Source organism: Zoogloea sp., from assembly GCF_041911615.1.
Lineage (GTDB): Bacteria > Pseudomonadota > Gammaproteobacteria > Burkholderiales > Rhodocyclaceae > Zoogloea.
The window spans coordinates 1-15,363 of the sequence record NZ_JAYROR010000077.1 but is presented as its reverse complement, the minus strand read 5'-3'; the positions used below and the strand labels follow the sequence as shown (position 1 = coordinate 15,363).

The window sequence follows — 15,363 nt, the reverse complement described above, 5'->3', positions numbered from 1 at the left end:
GAGCAGATCGGCGGGCAGGTCGGTCGGCACGGTGATGTCGCCGCCGCCCAGGCGCGGCGCGGTGAGGGCCTGCGCGGCGTCCGGCCCCTGCCCGGTGAGGGCGGCGAGCTGGTTGCGCAACTGGGCGAGCTGGGTGTCGAGGGCGCTGCGCTCGGCGCGGGCGGCGGCGATACTGCCGCTGGCCTGCTGGAGTTCGCTGCGGCTTTCGAGGCCGGCCTGCTGGCGCACGCGGACCAGTGCCTGGAGCTTCTCCCGCTGGACGACGGTGGCGTCGGCGATGGCGCGCAACTGGTGGGCGCGGTCGAGCTGCAGGTAGCTGCGGGTCACCGCGCTGGCCAGCAGCAGGCGGGCGCTGGCGGCCTCGGCCTCGACCGCGCGGGCTTCGCCGACGGCGGCGGCCAGGGCCGCGCGGTTGCGGCCCCAGAAATCCAGTTCGAGACTGAAGTCGAGGGTGGCCCGGTTGATGCTGGCCTCGCCGCCGGCCAGCCCGGGCGGGTAGATGTAGTGGCCCGACAGGCGCTGGCGGACGCTCTCGGCGTTGGCGCCGATCTGCGGGCCGTCGTCGGCGGCGACGAGGCCGGCCTGGGCGCGCGCCTTGTCGAGGCGGGCGCGAACCAGGTCGAGGGTCGGGCTGCCGTGCAGCGCGGCGGCGACGAGGCGGTCGAGCTGCGGGTCCCCGTAGGCGGTCCACCATCGCTCGGTCGGCCAGTCGCCGCCGGGGCGTGCGGCCAGGCTGCGCTCCGCGGCGAGGCTGGCGATGTCGCGCGGGGTGCCGTGGGGGGCCAGGCCGGCGGGGTTGGCGCAGGCGCCCAGGGTGAGCGTCAGGGGCAGCAGGAGGGGAAGGATTCGGGACATGCGGCTTTCCTGTCTGTGCTGAAACTGCCTATGCTGTATCTGCTATGGCAGCTTTTTGGGCAAAAAAACGGCGGACGCAGCCGCCGTGGGGCCGGAACGGGCTTAGTTCGGAGTCTTGCTGCCGTCGAGGTTGCGCAGCATGCGGCGCAGCATCGACTTGAGGGTGTCCAGCTCGGCCTCGCTGAAGTCGGTCAGCAGGGTGTTGAGGGCGTCGACGACGCGGGGCACCAGCGTCGGCAGCAGGGCCCGGCCGGCGTCGGTGAGGTGGAGCTGCTGGACGCGGCGGTCGGTGGTGCTGCGTTCGCGCCGGATCAGGCCTTTTTCCTCGAGGCGGTCGAGCATACGGGTCATCGAGCCGGTGTCGCAGCCGCTGCCCTTGCACAGCGCGGAGGCGGTCTGGCCGTCGGTGGCGGCGATGTGCTTGAGCACCAGCCACTGGGCGGCGGTGATGTCGAGATCGCTGATCCGCTCGTCCATCGACTGGGTCATGCGCAGCTTCACCTGGTGGATGAGGGCGCCGATGCTGTCGTCGGGGGTGTAGTTGGCGACGGTGTAGAGGGGCGGATGGGAGGGCGGCGTCGGCATGTTTGATGTGGCAGTAACTGCTTAGGCAGATAATTATCCGGAAGCGGACGCATGTCAAGCGCCCCGCTTCCGGTGCGGGAGCCGGCGTTCAGCCGAGCTGGGTGATCGCCGGCAGGTACTTCTTGCCCAGCGCGTCGGCGACCTGCGGGTGGGTGACGTGGCCATTGCAGACGTTGAGGCCGGCGCGCAGGCCGGCGTCGTCCTTGAGGGCATCCTTCCAGCCCTTGTCGGCGAGGGCCAGCACATACGGGAGGGTCGCGGCGTTGAGGGCGTAGGTGGCGGTGCGGGCCACCGCGCCGGGCATGTTCGAGACGCAGTAGTGCACCACGCCGTCGACGACGAAGGTGGGGTCGGCGTGGGTGGTCGGCCGCGATGTCTCGATGCAGCCGCCCTGGTCGATGGCGACGTCGACGATCACTGCGCCGGTCTTCATCGTGGCCAGCATCGGCCGGGTGACGAGCTTGGGCGCCGTGGCACCGGGGATCAGCACGGCGCCGATCACCAGATCGGCGTGGGGCAGGATCGACTCGATGGCGTCGCGGGTGGCGTAGAGGGTCTTCACCCGGCCGCCGTAGACTTCGTCCAGGTGGCGCAGCACGGCCAGCGACTTGTCCACGATGGTCACGTCGGCGCCGATGCCGACGGCGGTGTGGGCGGCGTTGTTGCCCACGGTGCCACCACCCAGCACGACCACCCGCCCGGGTTCGACGCCGGGCACGCCGCCCAGCAGCACGCCGCGTCCGCCGTGGGATTTCTCGAGCGCGGCGGCGCCGGCCTGGATGCTCATGCGCCCGGCCACTTCGGACATCGGTGCGAGTAGCGGCAGGCCGCCGCCCGGCGCGGTGACGGTCTCGTAGGCGATCGCGGTGGTGCCGCTGGCAAGCAGGGCTTCGGCCAGCTCGGGCGCGGGGGCCAGGTGCAGGTAGGTGAACAGCAGGTGGTGGGGCTTGAGGCGGGCCTGTTCTTCGGGCAGGGGTTCCTTGACCTTGACGATCATCTCGGCCGTCTCGAAAACCTCGGCCGAGCCGGCGGTGATTTGGGCGCCGGCGCGCTGGTAATCCGCGTCGGTGGCGCCGATGCCGAGGCCCGCGCCGGTCTCGACCCACACTTCGTGGCCGTGGGCGATGATCTCGCGGACCGCGCCGGGGGTCAGGCCGACTCGGTGCTCGTGGTTCTTGGTTTCCCTGGGAACGCCGATTTTCATGATCTTCTCCGTGTCTGGATGCGGGCCGCGCCGCTGCGGTTGAGAGTGGCGCCGTGGGGCGCTTGTTCCACTTCACAGTCCACTAACGGTGCGACGCCTGCGATACTTGCGCGATGATCCAGAGCAAGAATGAAGAAAATAGCTGGCTCGACGCAAGCGGCCAACGTCACCTGCGCCACGCCGGCGCGCCGCGCATCGTGTCGCTGGTGCCGTCGCTGACCGAACTGGTGTGCGATCTCGGCCTGGCCGACGCGCTGGTGGGGCGGACCGGATTCTGCGTTCATCCCCGGGCGACGCTGAAGACGATTCCCAAGGTGGGTGGCACGAAGGACGTGAAGCTCGACCGCCTGCGCGAGCTGGCGCCGACCCACGTGATCGTGAATATCGACGAGAACCGCCGCGAGTGCGTCGAGGAGATCGCAACGTTCGTTCCCAACGTGATCGTCACCCACCCGTGCACGCCCGACGACAATCTGGCGGTGTACCGCCTGCTGGGTGGCGTCTTCGATCGCGAAGCGGAAGCGGCGCGCCTCGCCGTGGCGCTGACCGAGGCGCTCGACGATGCCCGGCGGCTGGCGGCCAGCCTGCCCCGCGAGCGGGTGCTGTACCTGATCTGGCGGGCGCCGTGGATGACGGTGGCGCGCAGCACCTACATCTCGGCGACGCTGGCGGCGGTGGGCTGGGACACGGTGCCGGTGGTCGATGCGCCGCGCTACCCGGCCTTCGACTGGGATGCGGCGTGGCTCGGCGCGGCGGAGCGGGTGTTCCTGTCTTCGGAGCCCTATCGCTTCGGTGACCGTCATCTGGCCGAGGTGGAAGCGGCCGCGGGCCGACCGGCCCGGCTCATCGACGGCGAGATGGCGTCGTGGTACGGCAGCCGCGCGGTGGCCGGCGTGCGCTACCTGGCTGCGTTGCGCCGTCAGCTTGCCGGTCTGGAATGAAAGACGCCCACCGAAGTGGGCGTTGCGGCTGCTGAGGCGCGGAGGTCAGGCGGGCTGACGAAGTACCTGGTGTGGAGCGGGGATCGGCCAGTTGTTGGCGGCGCCCACTTCGGCCAGGGCCTTGTTGGTGTCGAAGTACACCTGCCAGTAGTGGTCGTTGTGGCAGTAGGGGCGCACGACCAGCTTGGTACCGGCGGCATTGAATTCGAGAATCTCCACGTCCGGTGCCGGTTCGGCCAGCACGTTGGGGATCTGCTGGACGCGGGCACGGATCAGGCTCATCGCCTGTTGCGGGTCGACGCTGTGGGCGAGCTGGGCGGTGAGGTCCACCCGGCGCGACGGGTTCATCGTGTAGTTGACGATGTTGTCGCCGAACAGCTTGTTGTTGCCGATGGTGGTGCGCACGTTGTCGGGCTGGTCAATGGTGGTGGCGAACAGGCCGATCTCGCGCACGGTGCCGGTCACGCCGCCGCCGCTGATGAAATCGCCGACCTTGAACGGACGCAGGATGATCAGGAAGGCGCCGGCCGCAAAGTTGGCCAGCAGGCCACTCCAGGCGGCGCCGATGGCCACGCCGGCGGCGGCGAGCAGCGCGGCGAAGCTGGTCGTCTCGATGCCGAACACCGACAGGATGACGATCACCAGCACGATGCGCATGATGACGCGCAGGGTGGCTTCGACATAGCGCGCCAGGGTCGGCTCGACCTTCTGACGGGCCATGCCCTTGTTGGACAGGTTGCCGATGAGGTTGATGACCCAGCCGCCGATGATCCACAGCGCGATGGCGCCAGCGAGCTTCCAGCCCAGCGGGATGAGGTAGGTGTTGATGATGGTGCTGACGTCGAGGATCGGTTCGGTGGCCATGGAGGGCTCCGTCTAGAAGGTTGGGACCCGCAGTCTAGCCAGAGCGGGTATGCCTCAGTGCTGCGCTATGTAAATTTATGTGTCATTGACGGGCGTCGTGGCGGAATTTGTTGTGTCATGGCAACAAGGCCTGCAGGCGCTCCGGGGTGAGGATCGCGAAGCGCTCGGCGATCACCGGTCGGCGGCCGAGCTTGAGGACCAGCTTGTCACGGCTCACCAGCACACGGGCGCCGCTGTCGCGGGCGAGTTCGAGAAACTTCTGGTCGTCCCGGTCCAGGCAGTTGGGCAGGACGCAGGCGGGTTCCGGATCGGCCTCGACGAGGGTGCAGCGGTCTCGGTAGGCGGTGGCGATGGCCTGCTGGCGTTCGGGCGTCTGACCGAACTGCACGTAGGCGAGGACGCGGGTGAGTTCGCCCAGGCAGTCGTCGCGGGTGAGCGGGCGCAGGGCGCCGGTTTCGACGGCTTCGCGCAGGCGCTGCAGCTTGGGGTCTTCGAACATCCACAGCGATAGCACGACGTTGGTGTCGAGGACGACCGGCAGCGCGGCGGGAAGCGGAGTTTCGATTAGGTGGGTGGCCACGGCGGGAGACGAAGACGGCGAGGAGAAAGAAAAGGAAAAGGGGGCCGAAGCCCCCTTTTGGGTTACTGCAGGGCAAGCGCTCAGGCGGCCTTCTTGGCGTCGAGGCGTGTCTTGACGAAGGAGCCCGGTGCATCCTCGAGCACCTTGAGGCTGCCCTTGAGCGGATCGCGGGCGGGTACCTTGCTGTCGTCCTGAGCCATCAACCAGGCCTGCCAGTCGGTCCACCAGGAGCCCGGGTTCTGCTGGGCAGTGTTGAAGAACTCGTCGGCGGTGGCCGGGAGCTTGGCCGCCGAGCTGGTCCAGTAGCCGTACTTGTTGGCCGACGGCGGGTTGACGATGCCGGCGATGTGGCCGGAGCCGCCCAGCACGAAGCGCACGTTGCCGCCGAAGTTGAGGGCGCCCGAGTAGGTGCTCTTCCACGGGGCGATGTGGTCTTCGATGGTGGAGATGAAGTAGGTCGGGACCTTGATCTTCGACAGATCGATGGGCACGCCTGCGATCTCGATGCCACCCGGCTCCTTGAGGAGGTTGTTCAGGTACATGTTACGCAGGTAGAAGCTGTGCATCTTCGCCGGCATGCGGGTGGAATCGGAGTTCCAGTACAGCAGGTCGAAGGGGAACGGATCCTTGCCCATCAGGTAGTTGTTCACCACGAAGGACCAGATCAGGTCGTTGGCGCGCAGCATGTTGAAGGTGCCGGCCATTTCGGAGCCTTCGAGGTAGCCGCGCTCGAACATCTTCTTCTCGAGGCTGGCGACCTGGCCTTCGTCCAGGAAGACGGACAGCTCGCCCGGTTCGGCGAAGTCGGTCATCGTGGTGAAGAAGGTGCCGGAGGCAAGGCGCTTGTCCTTCTTGGCGGCCATGTAGGCCAGCGTGGTGGCGAGCAGGGTGCCGCCCAGACAGTAGCCGGCCGCGTTGATTTCCTTGGCGCCGGTCTGTTCGACGATGGCGTCGACGGCGGCGAGGGTGCCGTCGAGCAGGTAGGCGTCGAAGCTCTTCTCAGCCAGGCGCTCGTCGGGGTTGACCCAGGAGATCACGAAAACGGTGTGGCCCTGGTCGACGCACCACTTGATGTAGGAGTTCTTCTCGCGCAGGTCGAGGATGTAGAACTTGTTGATCCAGGGCGGCACGACCAGCAGCGGGCGCTTGGAGACGTCCGGCGTGGTGGGCGTGTACTGGATGAGCTGCATCATCTCGGTCTGGTAGACGACCTTGCCGGGCGTGGTGGCGACGTTCTTGCCGAGCTCGAAGGCGGTGGTGTCGGTCATCTTGACGCGCAGGTTGCCGTCGCCTTCCTCCACGTCGCGCAGCAGGTTGTTGAGGCCCTTGATGAGGTTCTGACCATGGCTCTTGACCGTCTCGCGGAAGACTTCCGGGTTGGTCAGGGCGAAGTTCGACGGGGACATCGCGTCGATGTACTGGCGGGTGTAGAAGTTGACCTTCTTCTGGGTCTGGTCGTCGAGGCCATCCACGCCCGAGACGGTGTCATGGATGTGGCGCGCGGTGATCAGGTAGGACTGTTTGATGAAGTCGAACAGGAAGTGCTCCTGCCACTCCTCGTCCTTGAAGCGCTTGTCGCTCTTGTTGGGGGCGGCCACCGGTGCGCTGGGCGTCATACCGGTGAAGCGCATCATCGAGTGCTGCCACAGCGAGAAGTAATCCCAGACGAGGTTCATCTGGGCCTGGGCCAGGCGATAGGGGTTGGCGAGCAGCTTGCCCATCATGTCCATGAAGGCGTGGGCGATGCCCAGTTCGTCGGACGGGGCGGTGATGCCCTTCTTGACCTGCTTCTGGATGTGGTCGGCAAGCAGCTTGGAGGCCCGTTGTGCAACTTCGGCGTAGGTCTTGGCGACTTCTTTGGGGTCCGGCAGTTCGGACTTGGCGACTTCTTTTTCTTGCGCAGCCATTTTGTTGGGCTCTCCTGATTTAAAGGCTTCTTACGAAACGAACCACCCCGTCGTCCCCGACGGATCTCCTCACCCGTTCCTTGTGTTCGAGGTGGTTCAAATGGGCGATGGCTTCACCCATCGCGAACATGACCTGATGTGTGTCCAGTTCGCGCGGGAAGAGCGTAGCAAGAATCTCCCCCGCGCTTCGGGGCGCCGCACAGGCCGCGAGCAGATCCGCGCAGCGCGCAGCGTGGTGTTCGACCAGCTGATCGACGCGCAGACCGATGTTGCGAAATGGGTTCCCGTGGGATGGTAGCACGAGCACGCTGTCCGGCAACTGCTTGAAACCGCTGATTGAATCGAGGAATCGGCCGAGCGGGTCGTCGTCCGGCGTGGCGGCATAAACGCTCACGTTAGTCGAAATTCGTGGCAGCAGCATGTCACCCGAAATGAGCACGCCGGCGGCCTCGCAGTACAGCGAGACGTGCTCCGGCGAATGCCCGTAGCCGGTGATGACGCGCCAGGCGCGGCCACCGATGGTGAGGTGCTCGCCGTCGAGCAGGCGGCGGTACGACGAGGGCAGGCCGGGCACGCCGCGGGCATAGGCGTTGCCGCGCCGGGCGAGGGCCTCGCAGCGGGCCTCGTCGAGCCCGTGGCGGCGAAACTGGGCGACCATCGACACCGCGTCGTAGCCCGGCAGCTGCTGCCACAGGGCGTGGCCGCCGAGGTATTCGCCGAGGGACATCGCCACGCCCGCGCCGGTCTTCTCGGAAAGCCACTGGGCGAGTCCGAGGTGGTCCGGGTGGCAGTGAGTGACGATGATCCGGGTCACCGGCTTGCCGAGCCCGGCAAGGATCGTCTCCCAGGCTTCGCGAGTGGCGTCGATGCCGTAGCCGGTGTCGACGATCGCCACGCCTTCGCCGTCGTCGAGCAGCCACAGGTTGATGTGGTCGAGGGCGAAGGGCAGGGGCATGCGGACCCAGGCGACGCCGGGCGCGACCTCACGGGTGGCGCCGGTGGCGGGCACGCCGTCGAAGGGATATTCCAATTTTGTCGGGGTCATTGCTGCTGTTCTCCTGGAAATCCGGGTTTGCCGACCTTGCGTTGTCCGCCCCCGCGAAATCTGATTTACTGGCCTCATGACTGAGGAACAAAACTACACCATCGGCGAGCTGGCCCGCGAGTTCGGCATCACCCCGCGGGCGATCCGCTTTTACGAGGACGAAGGCCTGCTCACTCCTACCCGCGCCGGCCGCAACCGCGTCTATGCCAAGCGCGACCGCGTGCGCCTGCGCCTGATCCTGCGCGGCAAGCGCCTCGGGTTGTCGCTGGCCGAGATCGGCGAGCTGCTCGGCATGTACGACGGCGTGCGCAACTCGGTGCCGCAGCTGCGTCGCCTGCAAGTCGTGCTGGCCGAGCGTCGGCGCGTCATGGAACAGCAACGCGAGGACATCGTGGCGGTGCTCGGCGAGATCGAGCAGTTCGAGCTGCAGTGCGTCGAGCTGCTGGCCGCCGCGGCCGGGGAGGCGCCGCGCGGGGCGGATCGGGCGTGAGCATTTTGCCTGTTGTGTGACGTTGACGTAAACGTAATTCGAACGCGATCCGCGACGGCCGGCCTGGTGTTCCGGATCGCCCCGTCGACGGCGTGCAGATGTCGTTTTTTGGTGAATCGGCGGCCTTGGAAGGGTATCGTGTCGGTTTGTCTTGTCGTTTGGAAGATTCGATAGATGGCTTTGGTACTTCGCGTGATCGGTGATGACGATCTGGCCGAGATCGAGCACGTGCGGCAGTTTTTCCGCAACTATGCCGCCTCGCTCGGACTGGACCTGGGTTTCCAGAATTTCGGCGAGGAAATGGCGCAGTTGCCGGGCTCCTATTCGGCGCCCGCGGGACGGCTGTTCTACGCCGAGGTGGATGGTCGCCCGGCCGGCTGCGTGGGCATCCGTCCGGCGACCGAGGGCGTCTGCGAGATGAAACGGCTGTACGTCGAGCCCGAGATGCGCGGTCACGGCGTGGGGCGCGAGCTGGCCCTGGCGGCGATCAAGGCCGCCAAGACCCTCGGCTACCGCCGGGTGATGCTCGACACGCTGCCGGCGATGCGCATCGCCGTGAAGCTCTATCGCGAGCTCGGCTTCACCGAGGCGCCGGCCTATTACCCGTCGCCCCTCGAAGGCACGATGTTCCTCGCCCTCGATCTCGAGAACTGGTCCGAATCCGAGATTCAGAACGAGAACCTGTTTCACCTGTTCGACTACAACCTGGCCTGGGCCCGCCGTATGCGTCAGGTCGATCCCACCTATTTCGAGAAACTGTCGACACTGCAGGCGCCGGAATTCCTGTGGATCGGCTGTTCCGATTCGCGGGTGCCGGCCAACGAGATCATCGGCCTGATGCCCGGCGAGGTCTTCGTCCATCGCAACGTCGCCAACGTGGTGGTGCACACTGATCTCAACTGCCTGTCGGTGATCCAGTTCGCGGTGGATGTGCTGAAGGTTAAGCACATCATGGTCGTCGGACACTATGGCTGCGGTGGCGTGCGCGCGGCGCTGCAGCGGGATCGCGTCGGGCTGGTGGACCTGTGGCTGCGCCACGTGCAGGACGTGCACGTGAAGCACGTCAGCCGGGTCGACCTGCTGCCGCCCGAGCAGCGTCATGATCGCCTGTGCGAACTCAACACCATCGAGCAGGTGGTGAATGTCTGCCAGACCATCGTCGTGCAGGATGCCTGGAAGCGCGGTCAGCGCCTCACCGTGCATGGCTGGGTGTATGGCCTCAAGGACGGCCTGATCCGCGATCTGGGCATCAACGTGAGCCGTCGCGAAGATCTCATGCCGCGCTACCTGAAGGCCCTCGAAACCCTCGAAAGCTGAACACGGAAGGGCCGAGCGATGGCAGAACCCCGAATCGCCGAGGGCATCGACGTTGCGTTCCTCAACGCGCGCGGAGCCGGCCATCTGCCGGGCTGGTTCGGCTTCGAGGCGGTTTCCCTCGAGCCGGGCCGGATGACGTCGCGGATGCTGATCCGTCCCGAGATGCTGGCGCCCAACGGCTACCTCCACGCCGCGACGATCATCGCGATGGCCGACAGCGCCGCCGGGTACGCCACCCGGGCCCATCTGCCCGAGGGCGCCCGCAGCTTCACGACGATCGAACTGAAGACCAATTTCTTCGGCACCCAGACCGATGGCGTGCTGCTGTGTACCACCACGGCCGTGCACCTTGGTCGCAACACCCACGTGTGGGATTCCGAAGTCACCAGTGGCGGCAGCGGGCTGCGCCTGGCGCTGTTCCGCTGCACCCAGATGATCCTGTGGCCGAAGGGCGCCTGAGCGCCCCGGCCTTCGTTCGCGGCGCGACCCGGGCCTTCGATCCGGGCGTCCGCCGGGCCTGCCGCCAGCCGGCCCGCAACCCCGCTCCGGAGGAGATGCCATGACCGACGCCCCGCGCAGCCGCGCGCCCATCGATTTCTACTTCGACTTCTCGTCGCCCTACGGCTACTTCGCCGCCGAGAAGATCGACGCCCTGGCGGCGCGCTTCGGGCGCACGGTGCTGTGGCACCCGTTCCTGCTCGGCGTGACCTTCAAGGTTACCGGCCTTGCGCCGCTGCCGACGATTCCCCTCAAGGGTGCCTACTCGATGCACGACATCGAGCGCTCGGCGCGCTACTTCGGCCTGCCCTACCGTCAGCCGAGCACCTTCCCGATCCCCACCCAGCACGCCGCCCGGGCCTTCCTGTGGCTCAACGACCGCAGCCCGGCCAAGGCCCGGGACTTCGGCCTGGCGGCCTACCGCGCCTATTTCGTCGACGACGTGAACATCTCCGAGCTGGGTGCGGTGCTCGACATCGCCGCTGGCGTCGGCATCGATCGGGACGAGCTGTCGGCGGTGCTCGCCGGCACCGAGATCAAAGCGCGACTTGCCGCCGAAGTGGAACTGGGCATGTCCCGCGGGGTCTTCGGTTCGCCGTTCATCATCGTCGATGGCGAGGCCTTCTGGGGCGCCGACCGCCTGCCGCAGGTGGAGCGCTGGCTGGCCGAGGGCGGGTTCTGAGCCGCGTCCTGGTCAGGACGACACGCATTGTCATGCCGTCGCGCCGGATGGCATGGATAATGGCCGGCCAGGCGGCCCGCCGCGCACTTTAGACCTTTCGCATTCCGGAGATCCGCATGTCCGCTCCCATCGATTTCTACTTCGATTTCTCGTCGCCCTACGGCTACCTCGCCTCCGAGCGGGTGGACGAAATCGCCGCCCGCCACGGCCGCACGGTGATGTGGCACGCCATCGTGCTCGACGCCCAGTTCCAGCCTCAGGGCGGCGTGAAGATTCCCGCCGCGCTGATGCGCTCCGAGTACGTCCAGCGCGACACCGAGCGCTCGGCCGCGTTCCTCGACATCCCGTTCAAGCAGCCCACGCCCTATCCCGTGCATACCGAACACGCGGCCCGCGCCTTCCAGTGGCTCAGCGACCGCGATCCGGAGCAGGCCAAGGCCTTCGCCCATGCGGTTTTCCGCGCCTACTTCGTCGATGGCCGCAACATCGCCGAGACGCCGGTGCTGCTCGAGCTCGCCGACAGCCTCAAGATCAGCCGCGAAGAAGTCTCCGACGCCTTCTCCGACCCGGCCACCAAGGCCCGCCTGAAGGCCGAGATCGACCTGGCCGAAGCCCGCGGCGTGTTCGGCTCTCCCTTCTTCATCGTCGAAGGCGAGGGTTTCTGGGGTAACGATCGCTTCCCGCAACTCGAGCGCTGGCTCGAAAAGGGCCCGTTCTGACGGAGGCGACGAGGATGCGACGCATCTGTGTTTTCTGCGGTTCCCGCAGCGGTGTGCGTCCGGCCTACCGGGCCGCCGCGGAGGCGCTGGGCCAGTTGCTCGCCGAGCGGGGCATCGAGCTCGTCTATGGCGGGGGCAACGTCGGCCTGATGGGCGTGGTGGCCGATGCCTGCCTCGCCGCGGGCGGCAAGGTGGTGGGCGTGATCCCGCGGGCCTTGCTCGACTGGGAGGTGGGCCACGAAGGCCTGACCCGCCTCGAAGTCGTCGATTCGATGCACACCCGCAAGGCCCGCATGGCCGAACTGGCCGACGGTTTCATCGCGTTGCCGGGCGGGCTCGGCACCTTCGAGGAGCTGTTCGAAATCCTTACCTGGGCGCAGCTCGGCTTTCACAGCAAGCCGGTCGCCCTGTTCAACGTCGACGGTTACTACCTGCCCCTGATCCAGATGCTGGAGCGGGGCGTCGACGAAGGCTTCATGAAGCAGGAAAACCGCGGCCTGCTGCTCGTCGAGGACAACCTGTCCTCGCTGCTGAGGACGATGGGCGCGTATCACCCGCCCGCCGTCGGAAAGCGTATCCGCGACGAAAAACACCTATGAACCCTCCCCAATCAAGGAGCCCCCGATGAAGACCCGTGCCGCCGTCGCCTGGAAAGCAGGCGCCCCGCTGACCATCGAAACCGTCGATCTCGAAGGCCCCAAGGCCGGTGAAGTGCTGGTCGAGGTCAAGGCCACCGGCATCTGCCACACCGATTACTACACCCTCTCCGGCGCCGACCCGGAAGGCCTGTTCCCGGCCATCCTCGGCCACGAAGGCGCGGGCGTCGTCGTCGATGTGGGCCCCGACGTGAAGTCGCTGAAGGCCGGCGACCACGTGATCCCGCTCTACACGCCGGAATGCCGCGAGTGCAAGTTCTGCCTGTCGCGCAAAACCAACCTGTGCCAGAAGATCCGCAGCACCCAGGGTCGCGGCCTGATGCCCGACGCCACCAGCCGCTTCAGCCTGGATGGCAAGCCGATCCTGCACTACATGGGCACCTCCACCTTCTCGAACTACATCGTGGTGCCCGAGATCGCTCTGGCCAAGATCCGTGAGGACGCGCCTTTCGACAAGGTGTGCTACATCGGTTGCGGCGTGACCACCGGCGTGGGCGCAGTGCTGTTCACCGCCAAGGTCGAGGCGGGTGCCAACGTGGTGGTGTTCGGCCTGGGCGGCATCGGCCTCAACGTGATCCAGGCCGCCAAGATGGTGGGCGCCGACAAGATTATTGGTGTCGATCTCAACCCTGCCCGCGAGGCGATGGCCCGCAAGTTCGGCATGACCCACTTCATCAACCCGAACGACGTGGAAAACGTGGTCGATCACATCGTCCAACTTACCGACGGCGGCGCCGACTACAGCTTCGAGTGCATCGGCAACACCAAGGTGATGCGCCAGGCGCTCGAATGCACCCACAAGGGCTGGGGCCAGTCGGTGATCATCGGCGTGGCCGAGGCCGGCGCCGAGATCTCCACCCGCCCGTTCCAGCTGGTCACCGGCCGCGTCTGGAAGGGCTCGGCCTTCGGCGGCGCCCGCGGACGCACCGACGTGCCGAAGATCGTCGACTGGTACATGGAAGGCAAGCTCAACATCGACGACCTCATCACCCACACCCTAACCCTCGACCAGATCAACGACGGCTTCGACCTCATGAAGCGCGGCGAGTCGATCCGTTCGGTGGTGGTTTACTGAGCGCCGCGATGAGCTTCGAGACGCTCTCCGAGCACGCCTGCTTCGGCGGGCGCCAGGGCTTCTACCGCCACGCCTCGCGGGAGATCGGCCTGCCGATGCGCTTCGCCGTCTTCGTGCCGCCTCAGGCGGCCGACGGCACGGTGCCTGTGCTGTTCTATCTGGCCGGCCTCACGTGTACCGAGGAGACCTTCCCGATCAAGGCCGGAGCCCAGCGGGTGGCGGCCGAACTCGGGCTGATGCTCGTCGCGCCCGACACCAGCCCGCGCGGCGCCCAGGTGCCGGGCGAGGCCGACGCGTGGGATTTCGGCGTCGGTGCCGGCTTCTACCTCGACGCGACGTGCGAACCCTGGGCGCGCCACTGGCGCATGGAAAGCTACGTCACCGGCGAACTGCGCCAGCTGGTCGGCCAGCAGTTTCCGGCCGATCTGGCCCGCTGCGGCATCTTCGGTCACTCGATGGGCGGGCACGGGGCGCTGACCCTGGCGCTGCGTCACCCCGACCTGTTCCGCTCGGTCTCGGCCTTCGCGCCGATCGCCGCGCCCAGCCTGTGCCCGTGGGGCGAAAAGGCCTTCGGCGGCTATCTCGGCGACGACCGCGCGGCGTGGCGCGAGCACGATGCCACCGCGCTCGTCGAGGCCGGCCGGCGCTGCCCGGCGATCCTGATCGACCAGGGCCTCGCCGACCCGTTCCTGCCGACCCAGCTCCACCCCGACCGTTTCGAGCAGGTCTGCGCCGCCGACGGCCAGCCGCTGGTGCTGCGCCGCCACGCCGGCTACGACCACGGCTACTACTTCATCTCCACCTTCATCGCCGACCACCTGGCCCACCACGCCAGGCACCTGGGCGCCTGAGGCGCACGCCGTGGAGCTGGCCGCCACCGATCTCGCCACCCTCGCCGACGGCATCAAGCCGCTGCTCGACTGGCGCGGCGTGCCGCTGGACCTCGCCTCGCTGGCCGCACTCGCCGCCGGACTCGGCTGGGCCAGCGGGCTGCGGCTGTACGCCCTGGTGTTCGTCCTCGGTGCGCTGGCACGTTTTGCCGGCGTGCAATTGCCCGGTGGCCTCGGCGTGCTCGCCCATCCGCTGGTGCTGGGCGTCTCCGGCCTGATGCTGCTCGTCGAGTTCTTTGCCGACAAGCTGCCGTGGCTGGATTCGGTGTGGGACGCGGTGCACACCTTCATCCGCATTCCGGCCGGCGCCGCGCTGGCCGCTGCGGTGATGGGCGAGCAGGGCGGCGCGCTGCAGATCGCCATGGGCTTGCTCGGCGGCACGCTGGCGGCCGGGACCCACTTCGCCAAGGCGGGCGCGCGCGCCGCCATCAACACCTCGCCGGAGCCGGTGAGCAACGTCGCCACGTCGTTCGGCGAGGACGTCCTGTTCGCCGGCGGATTGTGGACGCTGCTCCACCAGCCGCTGCTCTTCCTCGGTGCGCTCGCCGTGTTCTGCGTGTTCGCTCTGGTGCTCATCGTCGTGCTGTGGCGCTTCGTCGCCCGCCTGCTGCGGCGGCGTCCCGAAGGCGTGGGGTGAGCGCGCCGGGCGGGCGATGCGCAAAAAGGAGGAAATCTCGAGTTTATGTCATTACAATAATGTGACATTCAGCAGCCCAGCCAAGGAAAGAAAGATGACCCTTCCCCCCCACGTCCGCCTCGTCGAGATGGGCCCGCGCGACGGCCTGCAGAACGAACAGCAGGTGGTCGGCACCGACACCAAGGTCGAACTGATCGCGCGGCTCGGCGCCTGCGGGCTGACGGCCATCGAGGCCACGTCCTTCGTGTCGCCCAGGTGGGTGCCGCAGATGGGCGATAACGCCGAGGTGATGCGTCGCATCGTGCGCCTGCCCGGGGTCGCTTACCCGGTGCTCACGCCGAACCTGCAGGGCCTGGAGGCCGCGCTGGCGGCCGGCGCGACCGAGGTGGCGGTGTTCGGCGCGGCGTCGGAATCGTTC

Annotated in this window: 17 protein-coding genes and 1 pseudogene; 11 read left to right on the top strand and 7 right to left on the bottom strand. The window is 67.4% G+C overall.

The window, feature by feature from the left end; translation table 11 throughout:
* The 3 genes from ACE3P2_RS08870 to ald all read right to left on the bottom strand — a co-directional run.
* On the bottom strand, window positions 1–855 hold an 855-nt coding region (locus tag ACE3P2_RS08870; RefSeq protein ID WP_374263555.1), incomplete at its 3' end, for a TolC family protein.
* 102 nt (window positions 856–957) lie between these two features.
* Window positions 958–1,440, bottom strand: coding sequence for a MarR family winged helix-turn-helix transcriptional regulator (locus tag ACE3P2_RS08865; protein ID WP_374263553.1), 483 nt, complete (start codon window positions 1,438–1,440; stop codon window positions 958–960).
* An 88-nt stretch (window positions 1,441–1,528) separates the two neighbouring features.
* Entirely contained in the window at window positions 1,529–2,644 is a 1,116-nt protein-coding gene (ald, locus tag ACE3P2_RS08860; RefSeq protein WP_374263551.1) for an alanine dehydrogenase, read from the bottom strand.
* Window positions 2,645–2,757: 113 nt separating this feature from the next.
* On the opposite strand from ald, the gene ACE3P2_RS08855 reads away from it, so the two are divergent.
* On the top strand, window positions 2,758–3,585 hold the full coding sequence (locus tag ACE3P2_RS08855; protein WP_374263549.1) for a helical backbone metal receptor: 828 nt from the start codon (window positions 2,758–2,760) through the stop codon (window positions 3,583–3,585).
* Window positions 3,586–3,630: 45 nt separating this feature from the next.
* Here the strand turns inward: ACE3P2_RS08855 and ACE3P2_RS08850 are convergent, their stop codons facing one another.
* From ACE3P2_RS08850 to ACE3P2_RS08835, 4 genes are all read right to left on the bottom strand, one after another.
* On the bottom strand, window positions 3,631–4,449 hold the full coding sequence (locus tag ACE3P2_RS08850) for a mechanosensitive ion channel family protein (RefSeq protein ID WP_374263547.1): 819 nt from the start codon (window positions 4,447–4,449) through the stop codon (window positions 3,631–3,633).
* Between the two features lie 115 nt (window positions 4,450–4,564).
* Window positions 4,565–5,029 carry a putative toxin-antitoxin system toxin component, PIN family gene (locus ACE3P2_RS08845; RefSeq protein WP_374263545.1) on the bottom strand — a complete coding sequence of 155 codons (465 nt, stop codon included), beginning with the start codon at window positions 5,027–5,029 and terminating at the stop codon, window positions 4,565–4,567.
* An 80-nt stretch (window positions 5,030–5,109) separates the two neighbouring features.
* Window positions 5,110–6,936, bottom strand: a complete 1,827-nt coding sequence (locus ACE3P2_RS08840) for a PHA/PHB synthase family protein (RefSeq protein WP_374263543.1) — start codon at window positions 6,934–6,936, stop codon at window positions 5,110–5,112.
* Window positions 6,937–6,955: 19 nt separating this feature from the next.
* The gene (locus ACE3P2_RS08835; RefSeq protein WP_374263541.1) at window positions 6,956–7,981 is read right to left on the bottom strand and encodes an MBL fold metallo-hydrolase; all 1,026 of its coding nucleotides are present in this window, start codon (window positions 7,979–7,981) and stop codon (window positions 6,956–6,958) included.
* Between the two features lie 76 nt (window positions 7,982–8,057).
* On the opposite strand from ACE3P2_RS08835, the gene ACE3P2_RS08830 reads away from it, so the two are divergent.
* The 10 genes and pseudogenes from ACE3P2_RS08830 to ACE3P2_RS08785 all read left to right on the top strand — a co-directional run.
* Window positions 8,058–8,471 (top strand): MerR family DNA-binding transcriptional regulator, encoded by a 414-nt coding sequence (locus ACE3P2_RS08830; RefSeq protein WP_374263539.1) that lies wholly within the window; start codon window positions 8,058–8,060, stop codon window positions 8,469–8,471.
* Window positions 8,472–8,645: 174 nt separating this feature from the next.
* Window positions 8,646–9,788 carry a carbonate dehydratase gene (can, locus tag ACE3P2_RS08825; RefSeq protein WP_374263537.1) on the top strand — a complete coding sequence of 381 codons (1,143 nt, stop codon included), beginning with the start codon at window positions 8,646–8,648 and terminating at the stop codon, window positions 9,786–9,788.
* 18 nt (window positions 9,789–9,806) lie between these two features.
* Window positions 9,807–10,247 carry a PaaI family thioesterase gene (locus tag ACE3P2_RS08820; RefSeq protein ID WP_374263535.1) on the top strand — a complete coding sequence of 147 codons (441 nt, stop codon included), beginning with the start codon at window positions 9,807–9,809 and terminating at the stop codon, window positions 10,245–10,247.
* Window positions 10,248–10,347: 100 nt separating this feature from the next.
* Complete coding sequence (locus ACE3P2_RS08815) at window positions 10,348–10,968, top strand: 2-hydroxychromene-2-carboxylate isomerase (protein WP_374263533.1); 621 nt, start codon at window positions 10,348–10,350, stop codon at window positions 10,966–10,968.
* A 116-nt stretch (window positions 10,969–11,084) separates the two neighbouring features.
* Window positions 11,085–11,687: a 2-hydroxychromene-2-carboxylate isomerase gene (locus tag ACE3P2_RS08810; protein WP_374263531.1), complete on the top strand. Its 603-nt coding sequence runs from the start codon at window positions 11,085–11,087 to the stop codon at window positions 11,685–11,687.
* A gap of 14 nt (window positions 11,688–11,701) precedes the next feature.
* Complete coding sequence (locus ACE3P2_RS08805; RefSeq protein WP_374263529.1) at window positions 11,702–12,286, top strand: TIGR00730 family Rossman fold protein; 585 nt, start codon at window positions 11,702–11,704, stop codon at window positions 12,284–12,286.
* A 25-nt stretch (window positions 12,287–12,311) separates the two neighbouring features.
* Window positions 12,312–13,418 (top strand): S-(hydroxymethyl)glutathione dehydrogenase/class III alcohol dehydrogenase, encoded by a 1,107-nt coding sequence (locus ACE3P2_RS08800; RefSeq protein WP_374263527.1) that lies wholly within the window; start codon window positions 12,312–12,314, stop codon window positions 13,416–13,418.
* A gap of 8 nt (window positions 13,419–13,426) precedes the next feature.
* Window positions 13,427–14,269 carry an S-formylglutathione hydrolase gene (fghA, locus tag ACE3P2_RS08795; RefSeq protein WP_374263525.1) on the top strand — a complete coding sequence of 281 codons (843 nt, stop codon included), beginning with the start codon at window positions 13,427–13,429 and terminating at the stop codon, window positions 14,267–14,269.
* Window positions 14,270–14,279: 10 nt separating this feature from the next.
* Entirely contained in the window at window positions 14,280–14,945 is a 666-nt protein-coding gene (locus ACE3P2_RS08790) for a DUF4126 domain-containing protein (RefSeq protein WP_374263523.1), read from the top strand.
* A 94-nt stretch (window positions 14,946–15,039) separates the two neighbouring features.
* A pseudogene (locus ACE3P2_RS08785) lies at window positions 15,040–15,363 on the top strand (hydroxymethylglutaryl-CoA lyase); the annotation flags it as partial.